Below are 14,846 nucleotides of genomic sequence, written 5' to 3' on the forward strand. Positions count from 1 at the left end.
GGAGAGCCACGGCCAGCCGCTCGGCGGCACCGGCGTCCTCGCCGGGGAGGTGGCCGCCCTGCCGGCGCGGCTCACCGCGCGGCTGGGGGACAGGGCCTACGCCGACAGTGCCCGGGTGGGGCGCGAGTTGGGCACCGCAGACGCCCTCACCTTCGCCCGCGCCGAACTCGGCACTCATCACGCGCCGGGGCCACCCTTGCGAGCGAGACCTATTCAAGTACTTTAGGTACTTGACGTACCTGGGGCGTGCGCTCAATGTCGGTCTATGACCCGCCACTTTCCGACCACCAGTGAGGCCCGACGCCAGTTCCGGGCGCTGCTCGACAACGCCCGGGCCGGAAGGGTCGTCACTGTCCAACGGGAGGACGAGCGCTACGCGGTCCTCGACATCAAGCGGCTACTCGGCAAGCTCATGCAGGCCCGTCCGTCCAACGCGGTTGTCGTGGCTGAGGGCGGCGGTTGGGCGGCCCTACTTCCGGGTCTGCCGATCCACGGCGAGGGCACCACCTTCGAGGAGGCGATCAGCGATCTCATTCTGGCCCTGCGTGAGTACGCCGAGGACTGGAACGACCGCCTGCTCAACGCCCCGGACCACCGAGGGAACTGGGACGTCGCGCAGATCGCCGAACTCGCCACCGATGAGCAGCTACGCACCTGGCTGGTGGAGCCCGCCGCCCTTCTCAGCGCGTGAGTCGTCCCGGGTCAAGGCGCCAGCACGAGAAGTTCTGTGACGTCGAGGGCTGGAACCTGGTCCGCGACGCTCTAGGCCAACAGGTCCGGCACCACGTCACCTATGAGCTCCCGTTGGCTGACGGCCGCATCCTGCGCACCCGCATTTCGCGGCCCGCTGACAACACGACCTACGGCCCGGCGCTGTGGTCGGCCGTCATCGGCGCCCACCAGCTCGACGTCAGCGAGCAGAATTTCTGGGCCTGCGTCGATCGAGGGCTCAAACCCTCCCGGCCCGGCGCATCGCCCCCTGTCCCACCGCAGGCGCTGCCCGCCGATCTCGTCCACCAGTTGTTATCCAAGCTCAAGCTGAGCGAGGCCGAGGTGGCGAACTTGAGCCGGCAACAGGCGCTCGACCTGATGGCGGCGTACTGGTCGAAGCCAATCGAGTAGGCCGGGCAGACGGTGGGGTGGCTAGCGTGACTAGACCTTCACAGCGGGGTCATGGCCGCCGCGTCAGCTCCGCCCAGACGATCTTGCCGTCGTTCGGAATCGGCTCCATCCCCCAGGCGAACGTCAAAGCGTCCACCAGGTACAGGCCTCGTCCTCCCTCGCGGGTCGCGCTCGCCTGTCGGGTTCGGGTGCGCCGGTTCCCTGCCCGGTCAGCAGCGGCCGACCGCTCAGACACCGGCCAGGCGCCCGAGCAGCGGCAGCAGCGCCGCCGGGTCCTCGACGTGGGCGCTGTGACCGAGGCCCGGCAGGCTCACCGGATCCGGCACCAGGTCGGCGAGCTGATCCTGCTGGGACATCGGGTCGCGTTCGCCCGCGGCCAGGACCGCCGGGATCCCGCGGTCGGCGAGGGTGGCCAGCCAGCCCTTCATGTCCGGCGCGCCGACGGCGAGAACGCGCAGGTCGAAGATCGGCCGCCACCCGTCGTTGACCCGGCGCACGAGGTTGTCGAGGCCGGGTTCATCCGGCGGGACCACGCCGGCTAGGCCGGCGGCCCGCAGCGCGCGTTCGACAGCTTCCTCCCGGGTGCGGGTGAAGTGGACCGGACGCTGGGCGATGACGGCGGCTCCCGCCAGGTCCTGCTCGCTCCACGCCACCTTGATGCCCACCCCCACCACCGCGGTGACGGGCACGCCGAAGTCCCCCGCCGCGAGGGCGAGGCCGACCGCCCCGCCGAGGGAGTGGCCCAGCACGGCAACGGGTCGGCCAGGCGGTAGGACGCAGGCGACCGCACCCGCCAGTTCGGCGTAGCTGTAGCGGTCCAGGTACGGGGATCGCCCGTGGCCGGGCAGGTCCGGGGCGATCCACGCTCCGGGCCAGTGCTCGTCCAGCTGGGAGATGAGCCGGGTCCACACCCCGGCAACGCCGCCCATGCCGTGCAGCAGAAGCAGGGTGGGCTCCCCGGATCCGCCCCGATTGACGTGCAGATCGCCGCTCAACTGACGCCCTCCCTGTATCACCACCGGCTCAGCCCGGCTGGCGGTCAGCCTGGCCGTGAGACACTATCGATCCAAAGCGTGCCGGGATCAGTCCAGACCTTGCGCACCTCGCCGCTCCCGGGCTCGTCCTACGTACGGGGACCCCTTGGTGGCGTTCGCTACGACCCGTGAACCGCTCGCCCGCATTGCGATGCTGAGCACCTATCCGCCGACCCAGTGCGGTCTGGCCACCTTCACGGCGGCTCTCCTCAAGCATCTGGGGCAGACCGACGTCGTCCGCGTGGTGGACGAGGGGACCAGCCATCCGGGCGCTGAGGTGGTCGCCCACCTCGTGAACGGCTCCGACGGCAGTGCCCTCGAGGCCGTGCACCGGCTCAATCGCTACGACGTGGTCATCGTCCAGCACGAGTACGGCATCTTCGGTGGACCGGACGGGCTGGATGTCGTCGAGCTCGTCGAGGCGCTGAGGGTGCCGACCATCATCGTGTTCCACACGGTGCTGCAGGATCCGACCGCCGGGCAGCGTCGGATCCTGGAGCGGCTGCTCGCGGCCGCTGATGTCGCCGTGACCATGACGGCGACGGCGCGGAAGCGCCTCATCGACTCCTACGGCGCCGACCCGGCCGTCGTCAGGACCATCCCGCACGGAGCGGTGGACCACGGTCTACGCCAAGTGCCGCCGGCCGAGGATGCGCGGCCGCTGGTGTTGACCTGGGGGCTGCTCGGCCCGGGCAAGGGCATCGAATGGGCGATCGACGCGCTTCCGGGGCTGCGTGACCTGAACCCCCGCTATCTGGTGCTGGGCAAGACGCACCCGCGGGTGTTCGAGCGGGAGGGCGAGGCGTATCGCGACAGCCTGGTGCGGCGCGCTCGAGAACTCGGCGTCGAGGACCTGTTGGAGCTCGACGACTCCTACCTCCCGGTGCCCGAGCTCGCCGACGTGGTGGGCGGCGCGGACGTCGTTCTGCTGCCCTACGACTCGCGGGACCAGGTGACCTCCGGGGTTCTCATCGAGGCCGTGGCTGCGGGCCGCCCGGTCGTCTCGACCGGCTTTCCGCACGCGGTCGAGCTGTTGACGCTCGGCTCGGGGCTGGTCGTTCCGCAACGTGACCCGGGCGCGCTGCAGGTCGCCCTGCGGCGGGTGCTGAGTGAGCCGGGTCTGGCGAACGCGATGGCCGCGCAGGCGGCCCGACAGGCGCCCGAGTTGTTCTGGAGTGCGGTGGCCGCGGGATATCGGGTCATCGCCGAGTCGCTGTCGGCCGAGGCGCTGACCGCGGTCTCATGACCCCCGAGTTCCCGCCGCCGCCGTTCGCCCACCTGCTGCGCCTGACCGACTCCGGCGGCCTGCACGAGCACGCCGAATTCACCCGGCCCCGCCCGGAGCACGGGTACTGCCTCGACGACGTCGCCCGCGCTCTGATCGTGGTCAGCAGGGAGAGCGACCCTGACGGCCAACTCAAGGCCGTGCTGGGGCAGTACCTGGCCTTCGTCCTTGACGCCCAGGGCGACGACGGCCGGTTCCGTAACCGCAAGAGCCGCGACGGGACCTGGCACGGCGAGGTCGGCGTCGAGGACTGCTGGGGCCGCGGAATCTGGGCCCTGGGTGCCACGGTGTCGGGGTACGCCGACGGCGCGATCCGCAGCGCCGCGCTCGGCGCGTTCGACCGTGCCGCGACTTGGCGATCTCCCTGGTCCCGGGCGATGGTGTTCGCCGGGCTGGGCGCCGCCGAGGTGCTCGCTGTCGCACCCGGGCACGCCGGCGCGCGCGCCCTGCTCACGGACGTGGCGGCGTTCATCGACCGTCCGGGTGGTGACCCGCGCTGGCCGTGGCCGGAGCCCCGGCTGACCTATGCCAACGCGTCCCTGCCCGAGGTGCTCATCGCCGCCGGGGACGCCCTGGGCGAGGACGTCCTGCTCGCCGACGGTCTGAAGCTCCTCGGCTGGCTGCTCGACGGGGAGACCCACGACGGGCATCTGTCGGTGACTCCGGTCGGGGGGCGCGGTCCGGGGGAAACGGTGGCGCCGCGTTTCGACCAGCAACCCATCGAGGTGGCGGCCTTGTCCGACGCCTGCGCCCGCGCCTACGCCGTCACGGGGGGCCGGCGCTGGGCCGACGGTGTCGTGCTCGCGGCGCGGTGGTTCCTCGGGGGCAACGACAGCGGGGTCGTGCTCTTCGATGCGGCCAGCGGGGGCGGCTGCGACGGCCTGGAGGCGGACGGTCGCAACGAGAACCAGGGCGCCGAGTCGACCATCGCGCTGATCACGACCCTGCAGCAGGCCCGATCGCTCTCGATCCGCACTCGGTGACAACGCGCAGCGAGGTCGTGCTCAACGCGGACCCCAGCCGGGTCCTGGCCCGCCTGTTCGTCCCGGGCCACGAGCAGCGGACCGACACCGAGTCCCGCGCCACCGGGGTGCTGGCCCGGATTGTCGCCCTTCCGGAGGACTCGGTCCGGGCTGCGCTGCAGCACGTGCGGACCGAGTACGGGGGCCGGCACCGCGACCTCGCCGCCATCTTGACGGCGCATTACGAGCAGATCGCGCACCGGCTTCCCGACACCGAACCCTTCTCGGCAGAACGCAAGGCCTTGATCGGGGCCGTGTTCACCCAGGAGTACGCGATCGAGGGCGCCGCGCTGTTCAATCCGTCGGTGGTTGTGCACCCCGACCAGGGTGGGCTCGGCCCGGGCCGAGTCCGGTTCGTGTTGAGCCTGCGCGCGGTCGGCGAAGGCCACATCTCCTCGATCGAGTTCCGCACCGGCGTCTGGGGCCCCGGCGCGACGCTGATCCTGGACGAGCCCGGTCCGCACGTCGAGCAGGGGGTCGTCAGCGCGGTGTCCTACGACCGCGACCTGTTCAAGGCCAGGCTCGCGGAGGAGGGCGCCGACACCGAGAGTGCGCGCTACCTGATTGGCCGACTGTCCGCGGAATTCGAGATCGACCACCTGGAGACGGCGCTGCGCAAATTGCGCGGCCAGCGGGTCACCCGGCACGGCGGGCCGGTCACCGAGGAGATCGCCCGGCGCCTCGCGGAGAGCAGCTACCGGGTGGTGTTCTCCGAGGACTCGGCGCTGCCCGAGCGCGTCCTGTGGCCGCAGGGTCCCACCGAGAGCCAGGGCCTGGAGGACGCACGCTTCGTGCGCTTCGTCGACGCGGACGGCGCGGTGCGCTATCTCGCCACCTACACGGCGTTCGACGGCGACCACATCGCGCCGCAGCAGATCTCCACGACCGACTTCCGCGAGTTCGTCATCACCGAGTTCGCCGGGCCGGCCGCGAAGAACAAGGGCATGGCGTTGTTCCCCCGGAAGGTCGGCGCCCGGTACTTCGCGCTGTCGCGCTGGGACCGCGAGGGCTGCTCGATCGCGAGTTCCAAAGACGGTCGGCGCTGGGGCGACGGGCAGGACATCTACCTACCGGACCAGCCTTGGGAACTCATCCAGACCGGCAACTGCGGCTCACCGCTGGAGACCGACGCCGGCTGGCTCGTGCTCACCCACGGCGTCGGTCCGATGCGCGAGTACGCGATCGGCGCGCTGATGCTTGACCTCGAGGATCCGACGAGCGTGGTCGGGCGCCTCCGGGAACCGCTGCTGCGGCCGGCCGGGGACGAACGCAACGGCTACGTGCCGAACGTCGTGTACTCCTGCGGTGGGCTGATCCACGACGGAGCGCTCCTGCTGCCCTACGGGGTCAGCGACGCATCCGTCCGCTTCGCGTTCTTCGACCTGGCCGAACTGCTCGCCCGGCTCACCGCGGACGGCCCGCCGGCCACGATCCCCGCGAACAGCTCGGCGTAGTCGGCCACCATGCGCTCGGCGGAGAACCGCACGACGGCGTCCTCGCGGCAGGAGCGGCGGGGCAGCAGCCTCACCTGCGCCACCGCCTCGACGGCACCCGCGGTGTCCGCGACCAGGAAGCCGGTCGTCCCGTGACGAATCAGTTCCGGCATCGAACCGAGGGCGAACGCGATCACCGGAGTGCCGGTGGCCAGCGACTCGACCACCGACAGGCCGAACGGCTCGGCGAAGCTGATCAGGTGCAGCAGCGCGAGCGCGCCGCCCAGCAGGGCGTCGCGCTGCGGCGGTTCGACCGGTCCGACATAGGTGATGTCCGGGCCGAGTCGCGGCTGCACCAGCTCCCGGAAATAGTCCTCGTCCTGCACGATCCCGGCGATCACCAGCGGCAGCCCGCACTTCTGCGCGACGTCGATCGCCAGGTGGGTGCCCTTGTGTGGGTGGATCCGGCCGAGGAAGAGCAGGTACTCGCCCGGCTCGGTCACGAAGGTGAACTGCGCCAGGTCGATGCCGTGAAGGATCGTGGCCGCGTACCCGAGGTCCGGATGCCGGTCGGAGTCGCTGATCGCGACGTAGTGGCAGGTCTCGTCGTACGCGCGGTAGACGGGCAGGATCCGTTCAGAGGAGAAACCGTGGATGGTCGTGACCACGGGAGTCGAGATGAGCCGGCTGTAGGTCAGCGGGAGGAAGTCGAACTGATTGGAGATCAGATCGAATTCCCCGGCCCGCTCGAAGGCCGCAGCGATGTGCAGCCCCTCGTACACCTTCGCGTCGATCGAGGAGTCCTCCTCGTAACCGGCCGGCGCTTCGGCGTGCAGCCGGCCGGCCGTCAACGAATCGGCGGTCGCGAAGAGGGTGACGTCGTGGCCGAGTGTGATCAGCCCCTCCGCGAGGGTGGACGCAACCAGTTCCCACGGCCCGTAGCTGCGGGGTGGCGTGCGATGCGCGATCGAGGACAGCACCCCGATCCGCAGGACCTGGTTCACCCGTGACGCAGACGGTGCTCCGCGGCGCGCCGAGGGCCGTCCTGCTCGACGAGCCTGCGGTCGGTGGCAATGGCGAGGTCCGCGACGTGCTCGCGGCGTTGGGGCTGCCGGTCGTTCTCGTGGGCGGCCATTCCCCCACCCTAGTCGTGCCGGCGGCGCCGGCCGTCGGCATCTTCGGCGCCCCGCACCCGCGGGTGGCGGGCTGTCACGCCTGGTACGTCGGCCCCGGACCGACTCCGTCGTGGATGCGACGGGCCGGCGATCAGGGTCCCGTGACGACCCTTCAGATCCTTCGCCTCTTGGGCACCGCCCTGGTGCAGGAGCGGGCCGCCGTGGCCTTCCGCGCCGCGGGTGGCGGACGCCCGGCGCCGGCCGAGATCGCGTTCGATCTGGATGTGCTGCGCGGGCTCGACCGGGCCGTCGCCCCGCCCGACATCGTCGGCCGCGCTCCGGCGACACCAGCCCTGCCGCGCGATCCGTTGCTGCGCCGATCCTTCGCGGCGCTCGAGGCGTGCTGCGCGCCCAACGGCGCCATCGCCGCGGCGCCCCGGGCCGGCCCCGGCCGGCCGGACTACTGGTTCTTCTGGCAGCGGGACGCCGCGGCCGTAGCGGTGGCGTTGCGCGCGCTCGCGTGCTTCGGCCCGGCCGATGTGCGGGACGAAGCGTGGGCCCGGTGTGAGGGGTACCTCGACTTCATCACCGGGCTCGGACGCGGCGGCGACGTGGCGGCAAGCAGGCACACCATGGCCGGTGTCCCGGTCGGTGGCTACGGCGACCCGCAGCACGACGGGCCGGCCGGCACGGTGCTGGCCGTCCTCACCCTCGACCCGGGCGCCCTCGAGATCGCCCGGCCGTTCCTGGAGCACCTGCTGCCGGCGGGCCCGCGCATCGGCTTCGACCTCTGGGAACTCACCCAAGGCCGCAGCTTCCACGCCGAGAACCTGCGCCGGCGGGCGCTCGCGCTAGCCGCCCGGGTGGCCGCCGGGGTCGATGACGCACTCGCGCAGCGCTGCGCGGCTGCCGAAGAGCGCAGTGCCGACCAACGCGCGGACTTCGATGATTCCGCCGGGGGTTGGCGACACGTCCTGGACCCGGAACCGCCCTGGTTCGCCGCGACCTCCCGGCTGGACGCCAGCGTGCTGGGCAGCGCGCTGCTCGCCTTCGAGCCGGGCTCCGGGCCGGACGATCCGCGCCTGGCCGAGACCGTCCGACGCCTGGAGTCCTGCTACGCCGACCGGTGGCCGGTCAACGTGCGGTGGCGGCGGGCCGGGAACCTCGGCGCGGGCATCGGCCGGTTCCCCGAGGACTGCAACGACGGTCTAGGCAGCACGGGCGGCAACCCGTGGCCGGTCGCGACGCTGTGGATGGCGCAGTACTTCCTGCACCGGGGTGAACGAGAGCAGGCGGCGGGCTACCTCGGCTTCGTGCTGGCTCACGTCCACCCGGACGCCATCAGCGAGCAGATCGACGCCACCACCGGGACGCCGCGGGGAGCTCGCGGACTGGGATGGGCGCACGCCGAACTCATCACCACGGTCCTGGCCGGGTATCCATCCGCTCCCAGCGACTGAGCGCCTTCCGCGTTTCTTGACTCTTTCAAGAAAAGCGACAAGACTCGCCGCGTGGCGCCGATCTTGGATTACACCCAGATGTTGCGCGATGCCACCCTGCGGGTCACGCGTCCGCGCATCGCCGTCCTGAGCGCGGTGCACGCCCATCCGCACGCGGACACCGACTCGATCATCCGCGCGGTGCGCGGCGAGCTCCCCGAGGTCTCACACCAGGCGGTCTACGACTCGCTGCACACGCTGACCGATGCCGGCCTGGTCCGGCGGATCCAGCCCGCCGGCTCGGTGGCCCGCTACGAGTCCCGGGTCAACGACAACCACCATCACGTGGTGTGCCGCTCGTGCAACGCGATCGCCGACGTCGACTGCGCCGTCGGCGCGACCCCGTGCCTGACCGCCTCCGACGACCACGGCTTCACCCTCGACGAGGCCGAGGTCATCTATTGGGGCCTGTGCCCCACCTGCGCCGCCTGACGTCAAATCCCCGAACGACACCGCTGCAACCGCCCTGAAGAAGAAGACAAGGAAGAAGGACCCTCGTGTCTGAGTCCGAAAACCCGGCAATTGCCTCCCCGACCCCGAAGGTCGCCAACCCGCGGACCAACACGGACTGGTGGCCCGACCAGATCGATGTATCGGTCCTGCACACCAACTCCCCGGCGGCGAGTCCGCTGAGTGCCGACTTCGACTACCCCACCGCCGTCGGGAGCCTGAACTTCCAGGGCGTCAAGCAGGACGTCATCGACGTCATGCGGACCTCGCAGCCCTGGTGGCCGGCTGACTACGGGCACTACGGCCCGCTGTTCATCCGCCTGACCTGGCACGCGGCCGGCACCTACCGTATCGAGGACGGCCGCGGTGGTGGCGGCGCGGGCCAGCAGCGCTTCGCCCCCCTGAACTCCTGGCCGGACAACGGCAACCTCGACAAGGCCCGGCGCCTGCTGTGGCCGGTCAAGGCGAAGCACGGCAACGCGCTGTCCTGGGCCGACCTGCTGGTCCTGGCCGGAAACGTCGCGATGGAGGACATGGGCTTCGAGACTTTCGGCTTCGCCTTCGGCCGCCCGGACGTCTTCGAGCCGGACCAGGTCAACTGGGGCACCGAGGACACGTGGGTGGGCGACGAGCGCTACACCGGCGCGGACGCCCCGCTCGATCTCGAGGGTCACCCGTTCGGCGCCGTCACCATGGGACTTATCTACGTCAACCCGGAAGGGCCCCAGGGCCAGCCGAATCCGCTCGCCTCCGCCCACGACATCAAGCTGACCTTCAGCCGGATGGCCATGAACAGCGAGGAGACGGTCGCGCTCGTGGCCGGCGGCCACACCTTCGGCAAGGCGCACGGCAACGGTGACGGCGCCCTGGTCGGCCCGGAGCCCGAGGGCTGCCCGATCGACCACCAGGGTCTGGGCTGGAAGAACGCCAACGGCACCGGCGTGGGCTTCCACACCGTCACCTCCGGCATCGAGGGCGCGTGGACCCCGACGCCGACCCAGTGGGACAACAGCTACTTCGAGACGCTGTACGGCTACGAGTGGGAGCTCACCAAAAGCCCGGCCGGCGCCCACCAGTGGAAGCCGGTCGGCACCACGGGCGACGGCACCGTGCCGGACGCGCACGACCCGAGCATCACCCACGCGCCGATGATGACCACCGCGGACATGGCGCTGCGGATGGACCCGGAGTTCGACGCGATCTCGCGCCGGTTCAAGGACAACCCCGCCGAGTTCGCCGACGCCTATGCCCGTGCCTGGTACAAGCTGCTGCACCGCGACATGGGCCCGGTCTCGCGCATGCGTGGCCCCTGGGTCGCCCCGCCGCAGCTGTGGCAGGACCCGGTTCCCGCCCAGGACGGCGCGGTCATCTCCGCCGCGGACGTCGCGGCGCTCAAGGCCAGGGTCCTCGACGCGGGCCTGTCGGTCTCGCAACTGGTTTCCACCGCGTGGGCCTCGGCCTCGAGCTTCCGGCGCACCGACAAGCGCGGCGGGGCCAACGGCGCCCGGATCCGCCTGGAGCCCCAGCGCAGCTGGGAGTCCAACGACCCGACCGAGCTCGCCAAGGTGCTGCAGTCGCTGGAGCAGATCCAGGCCGACTTCAACGCCGCCGGCGGCGCGAAGGTTTCGCTCGCGGACCTGATCGTGATCGGTGGCAGTGCTGCGGTGGAGCAGGCGGCCAAGGACGCCGGCGTTACGATCACCGTCGCGGTGACCCCGGGCCGCACCGACGCCGCGCAGGAGGACACGGACGTCGAGTCCTTCGCGGTCCTCGAGCCGATCGCGGACGGATTCCGGAACTACTCGCGCCCCGGCGACAAGGCCCCGGCCGAGCGTCGTCTGCTCGACAAGGCGTTCATGCTCAGCCTCTCCGCGCCGGAGATGACCGTGCTCCTCGGTGGTCTGCGAGTGCTCGGTGCGAACCACCAGGGCTCCGCGCTCGGGGTTCTCACCGACCAGGTCGGGGCGCTGAGCAACGACTTCTTCGTGAACCTGCTCGACCTGAACACGAAGTGGTCCGCGGGTGCGGCCGAGGGCACATTCAACGGCACCGGCGCCGACGGCTCGGTCAAGTGGACCGCGACCGCCGCCGACCTGGTCTTCGGCTCGAACTCGATCCTGCGCGCCGTGGCCGAGATCTACGGCCAGAACGACGGCAAGGAGAAGTTCGTGCAGGACTTCGCTGCGGCCTGGACCAAGGTCATGGACCTGGACCGGTACGACGTCCACAGCTGATCGCATGTGCATGACTGACTAGTCGTCAGAAACACGAGGGCCCCTGGGATCACCCAGGGGCCCCCGGTCGCTCCGGCCGGGAATTGGAAAGTACTAGCCGCGGGTCGGTCATCGGCGCTCATGTGCGGGTGCCTTCCATGCGGCGGTCGTGCCCCTAATACGCCGGCGAGGGCCGATCCAGTTGCATCGAGTCCATGGTCGCCTAGACCGCGCTGTGGTGTGGCCGATCTGGGTCGCCCGGGCATGCGGGCGTCCGGGGGACTGAGCGGGTAGCGTCGCCGACATGACGGACCCCTACTCCTCCTCCGGCGGGACCACCGGCCGCGGGCCCGAGTCCTGGTTCCGCGGCGAGGTCTTCTTCGACTCCCTCGTGGCCGGCGACAACACCCCCGGCTCGATCGCGATGCTCAAGGTCCGGTTCACCCCGGGTGCGCGCACGCACTGGCACGCCCATCCGGCCGGTCAGGCGATCCATGTGCTCGACGGGATCGGGCGGGTCCAGGACCGCGGCGGCCCGGTGCGCGAGATCCGCTCCGGTGACTCGGTCGACGCCAAGGCCGGGATCTGGCACTGGCACGGCGCCGGGCCCGAGACCTTCATGAGCCACATCGCGGTTCAGATCGGCGACCACAACGGCGTCTACACCGAGTGGGGCGACCCGGTCACCGACGAGGAGTACAACATCCCACCGGCCTGACCTTCCGTCAGATCAGCCCAGATCAGCCTGGTCAGTCCCAGTCATCGTCAGTTCCCCAGGCCCAGGTCGGGCAGCGCGAGCACGCGGCGGATCGCCACGTCCAGTGAGCCGCTGTTGTCCTTGAGCTTGTCGTCGGAGATTGCGAAGCTGACCGCGTCGGTGATGTCGGGGGTCATCGTCGCGATGTAGCTGTGGTTGACGGTGTTGCAACCGGTGAGTGACGGGACCGTCGGCACCAGGTTCCACACCCCGGAGATGCGCAGGTTGCGGTCCTGCACCCACTGTCCGTTCTTGTTCATCCGGCAGGCCGCGTCGGCCTGGTGGAAGTCCTGCGTTCCGTACTTGTAGGTCCCCGAGGCGTTGACCGTGTAGAGCAGACCGCCGCCGAGGTTCTTGCCGCCGTACTTCTGGCCCTCGTTGGCCTTGACGGTGACCCGCCACGGGTTGGTCAGACTGTCGTACAGCGGCAGCGGCGGGCCCATCTGCTGGGCCACGTTGCCGGTCCAGAACGAGGTCTTCTTGTACGCCCCGGCCCAGCCGAAGGAGAAGTGGATGTGGTCCTGGTGGCAGGACGTGACCCCCGAACAGGAGTACGGGCCCCACTCCCCGGAGTAGGAGCGCCACATCTGCTTGTTCCAGATGATGTACATGATCCCGAGCCGGCGGGCCATCGCGAAGTCGTTGCCGAACTCGTCCCGGGCGAGCAGCCAGCCCAGGACCGCCTCGGCCTTCTTGCGCTCGCCCTTCTTCGACACCCGCACACCCCAGTCCCAGGCACGGCCGTCGGCGTGCTCGCTGGTGTGGGTGCTCGAACAGGCGCGCACGTCGCTGGCCGAGTGGGTGCTCTTGTACTGCTTGAGGACGAGCGAGCGGAAGGCGCGGACGCCCGGCTGCATCGTCTTCTTGCACAGGAACTGCGGCTGGTAACCGGCGGGCGCCTCGATCGCCGGGCCGCTGGCGTTGCCGCGCGGCATCCGGGCGTCGGCGACCTGAGCCGAAGCTCCGAGCGCGGTGCTCAGGGTGAGGGCGAGGGCGGTCAGTCGGAGTGCGGTGCGGGCGGGCATGCGGAATCCTTCCGCCGCGCGTGCGGATCTGATGCGCGGTCAGCGAACAGGTGGGCTGATCGACCTCGCCCGATCAACCTCGTGGGTCAGTGATTCGGGGCGCTTAGGCGGCGCTGTTGCCGTCTCCCGAGTCATCTGCGGAATCGTCGTGATGGAAGTCCGGGCTCTCGGCCTTGACGCGCTTGGCGGTCCAGACCCCGTCGTGGCGAAGACCTTTGGCGCGGACCCGGTCGCCGACCTGGAGGTCGGCGAGGGTGGCGGCTGCTTCGTTCCGGCGGACGCGGGCGCCGTCGGCGACGATCACGGTGAGCTCGGTGCCTCGCACCGCCTTGAACTTGCCGCCGTGCACGCGGAAGGTCACGGTGCCGGCCTCGACGTCGACGGCGGTCAGGCGGCCACCGAGGTTGAACTTGGCCCGGGCCGCCTTGCCCTTCTGCTTGTGCTCGCCACGGTCGGCGCGGTCGTCCTTGGCGCCGTCGTCGCTCCCGTGCGGGGCGACCCGCACCACCGAAGCGGTGGTGGCCGAAGCGGTGGTGGTGACGACGGGCGAGATGGGCAGGGCGACGGCGAGTGCGAGCATCGCGGCTCTGGACCAGGTACGACCATCCATCGGGCGACCTCCGACGTTGCTGGCGGGTGAGGACTCGAAGCAGATGTCGACGTGGTTCGCGGCCGACTTGAGCGGACCGGAGAGGTCGATCAAGGTCCGGGTCGGGCATACCGGAGCGAAGCCGGAGCTACCGGTTCCAGGCCCTGGTCACATTCAGCCGGCAGTGACCCATCAGTCGAAGTCGAGGTCGAGCGCGCCCTCGTCCTCCCTCACGTTCAGCGTGCGGCGCTCGCGCAGCCCGCGCACCGTGACGTGGTGCTGGATCGGGGTGACCGCGAGGACGGCGTCGACCATCCGCGCGAGGAACTGCGGCGCCGCGACATCCGCCGGCACCGCCTCGTGCACGATCCGGACCCGGTCGGTGAAGGGCTCGTCCCAGTCGACGAGGAGCAGCCCGGTCGCGGTGTAGCCGTTGCCTGACCCGGCTCCGATCGGCAGGTCGCGCAGTTTGCGCATCATGTCCACGGTGCGCTCGAACGCCTCGGGCTCGGTGCGCAGCACGGTGGCCCGTTGCACGAAGCAGAAGCCCACCGCAGCGAGCGGATAGCGAGCACGCAGGTTGCCGGCATCGCCGTACGCCTCCTCGAAACGGTTCGGCAGGTTCTTGCCGAACGCGGAGACCTGGCTCTTGGTGCTGATCAGCAGCTCCGGCCCGCGGTCCCACCGGGAGATCAGGACGTCGACCTGCTTCTCATACGCGCGGCCGAGCACCCGGGCCGAGGTCGGGGCGATCGAGGGCATCTTCAAGATCCGCTCGCGCAGTTCGTCGGCGAGTTTGGCCGGCAACCGCTCCAGCAGTTCGGCCACCTCGCGTGGCAGGATGCGGGGCTGGCCGGCCCGCGGCCACACCTCGTCGGCGCCGAAGCCGGCGCGGCGTAGCTCGGCCGCCAGCCAGGCGTCGACGGCGAGGGCGAACCGGCCGGTGGAAGGAGCGGACCCATCGCGGACCGGGACGGTGAGCAGTTGCTCCAGGAGCTCGTAGTCCGGTGCGTAGACGGCCGGCTTGTCCCGGTCGTGCTGCCAAGGGTCGGTGCGGCGCCGGGCAGCGAGCAGCGGTTCGAGGGCGCTGAAGCCGTCGCTCATGACGCGCCCCGACCGCGAGCGGCCCGCCGGTCCGCCAATATCTGACGGGCCATCACCAGATGGTCGAGGTCGGTCGCGCTCACGCCGACGGCCTCGCCGAGCAGCGCGGCGTCGACGAGGGCGGTGGCCTCGTGTAGTCGGCCGGCAGCCAGCAGGGCGCCGACCTGGGGACGCAACGCCCGCAGCGCAGGCCCGGCC

At 70.7% G+C, this 14,846-nt stretch carries 15 protein-coding genes and 1 pseudogene; 10 read left to right on the top strand and 6 right to left on the bottom strand.

What is annotated here, in order from left to right; translation table 11 throughout:
* The 3 genes from H0X00_RS12780 to H0X00_RS12790 all read left to right on the top strand — a co-directional run.
* Positions 1 to 226, top strand: a 226-nt coding sequence (locus H0X00_RS12780; protein ID WP_293771425.1) for a hypothetical protein, incomplete at its 5' end; no start/stop codon positions are given.
* Positions 227 to 265: 39 nt separating this feature from the next.
* Positions 266 to 691 carry a hypothetical protein gene (locus tag H0X00_RS12785; RefSeq protein ID WP_293771427.1) on the top strand — a complete coding sequence of 142 codons (426 nt, stop codon included), beginning with the start codon at positions 266 to 268 and terminating at the stop codon, positions 689 to 691.
* 113 nt (positions 692 to 804) lie between these two features.
* On the top strand, positions 805 to 1,122 hold the full coding sequence (locus tag H0X00_RS12790; RefSeq protein WP_293771429.1) for a hypothetical protein: 318 nt from the start codon (positions 805 to 807) through the stop codon (positions 1,120 to 1,122).
* 227 nt (positions 1,123 to 1,349) lie between these two features.
* Here the strand turns inward: H0X00_RS12790 and H0X00_RS12795 are convergent, their stop codons facing one another.
* Complete coding sequence (locus H0X00_RS12795) at positions 1,350 to 2,117, bottom strand: alpha/beta fold hydrolase (protein WP_293771431.1); 768 nt, start codon at positions 2,115 to 2,117, stop codon at positions 1,350 to 1,352.
* Positions 2,118 to 2,265: 148 nt separating this feature from the next.
* Here H0X00_RS12795 and H0X00_RS12800 point away from each other — a divergent pair, with 148 nt between their 5' ends.
* From H0X00_RS12800 to H0X00_RS12810, 3 genes are read left to right on the top strand one after another with little or no spacing between them, the layout of a single operon-like run.
* Entirely contained in the window at positions 2,266 to 3,402 is a 1,137-nt protein-coding gene (locus H0X00_RS12800; protein WP_293771433.1) for a glycosyltransferase, read from the top strand.
* Positions 3,399 to 4,424: a hypothetical protein gene (locus H0X00_RS12805; RefSeq protein ID WP_293771434.1), complete on the top strand. Its 1,026-nt coding sequence runs from the start codon at positions 3,399 to 3,401 to the stop codon at positions 4,422 to 4,424. The genes H0X00_RS12800 and H0X00_RS12805 overlap by 4 nt, the downstream gene beginning before the upstream one ends.
* Positions 4,421 to 5,917, top strand: coding sequence for a glycoside hydrolase family 130 protein (locus H0X00_RS12810; RefSeq protein ID WP_293771435.1), 1,497 nt, complete (start codon positions 4,421 to 4,423; stop codon positions 5,915 to 5,917). Before H0X00_RS12805 ends, H0X00_RS12810 begins: the two co-directional genes overlap by 4 nt.
* Here the strand turns inward: H0X00_RS12810 and H0X00_RS12815 are convergent.
* Entirely contained in the window at positions 5,803 to 6,900 is a 1,098-nt protein-coding gene (locus H0X00_RS12815; protein WP_293771436.1) for a glycosyltransferase family 4 protein, read from the bottom strand. The two genes, H0X00_RS12810 and H0X00_RS12815, sit on opposite strands and share 115 nt — an antisense overlap.
* A 2-nt stretch (positions 6,901 to 6,902) precedes the next feature.
* On the opposite strand from H0X00_RS12815, the gene H0X00_RS12820 reads away from it, so the two are divergent.
* The 4 genes from H0X00_RS12820 (at position 6,903) to H0X00_RS12835 (ending at position 11,891) form a co-directional block, all read left to right on the top strand.
* Complete coding sequence (locus H0X00_RS12820) at positions 6,903 to 8,471, top strand: glycoside hydrolase family 15 protein (RefSeq protein WP_293771437.1); 1,569 nt, start codon at positions 6,903 to 6,905, stop codon at positions 8,469 to 8,471.
* A 78-nt stretch (positions 8,472 to 8,549) separates the two neighbouring features.
* Entirely contained in the window at positions 8,550 to 8,942 is a 393-nt protein-coding gene (locus H0X00_RS12825) for a Fur family transcriptional regulator (RefSeq protein WP_367186593.1), read from the top strand.
* Between the two features lie 65 nt (positions 8,943 to 9,007).
* On the top strand, positions 9,008 to 11,194 hold the full coding sequence (gene katG, locus H0X00_RS12830; protein WP_293771443.1) for a catalase/peroxidase HPI: 2,187 nt from the start codon (positions 9,008 to 9,010) through the stop codon (positions 11,192 to 11,194).
* Positions 11,195 to 11,477: 283 nt separating this feature from the next.
* A complete protein-coding gene (locus H0X00_RS12835; RefSeq protein WP_293771446.1) occupies positions 11,478 to 11,891 on the top strand; it encodes a cupin domain-containing protein in 414 nt (137 codons plus the stop codon).
* 47 nt (positions 11,892 to 11,938) lie between these two features.
* Here the strand turns inward: H0X00_RS12835 and H0X00_RS12840 are convergent, their stop codons facing one another.
* The 4 genes and pseudogenes from H0X00_RS12840 to H0X00_RS12855 form a co-directional block, all read right to left on the bottom strand.
* Complete coding sequence (locus H0X00_RS12840; RefSeq protein ID WP_293771448.1) at positions 11,939 to 12,955, bottom strand: hypothetical protein; 1,017 nt, start codon at positions 12,953 to 12,955, stop codon at positions 11,939 to 11,941.
* 103 nt (positions 12,956 to 13,058) lie between these two features.
* On the bottom strand, positions 13,059 to 13,565 hold the full coding sequence (locus H0X00_RS12845) for a DUF5666 domain-containing protein (RefSeq protein WP_293771450.1): 507 nt from the start codon (positions 13,563 to 13,565) through the stop codon (positions 13,059 to 13,061).
* Between the two features lie 171 nt (positions 13,566 to 13,736).
* Positions 13,737 to 14,648 (bottom strand): hypothetical protein, encoded by a 912-nt coding sequence (locus tag H0X00_RS12850; protein ID WP_293771452.1) that lies wholly within the window; start codon positions 14,646 to 14,648, stop codon positions 13,737 to 13,739.
* Positions 14,645 to 14,846: pseudogene (locus tag H0X00_RS12855) on the bottom strand (SAM-dependent methyltransferase); the annotation flags it as partial. The pseudogene H0X00_RS12855 and the gene H0X00_RS12850, both read right to left, overlap by 4 nt.

The organism is Sporichthya sp., from assembly GCF_013815995.1.
Lineage (GTDB): Bacteria > Actinomycetota > Actinomycetes > Sporichthyales > Sporichthyaceae > Sporichthya.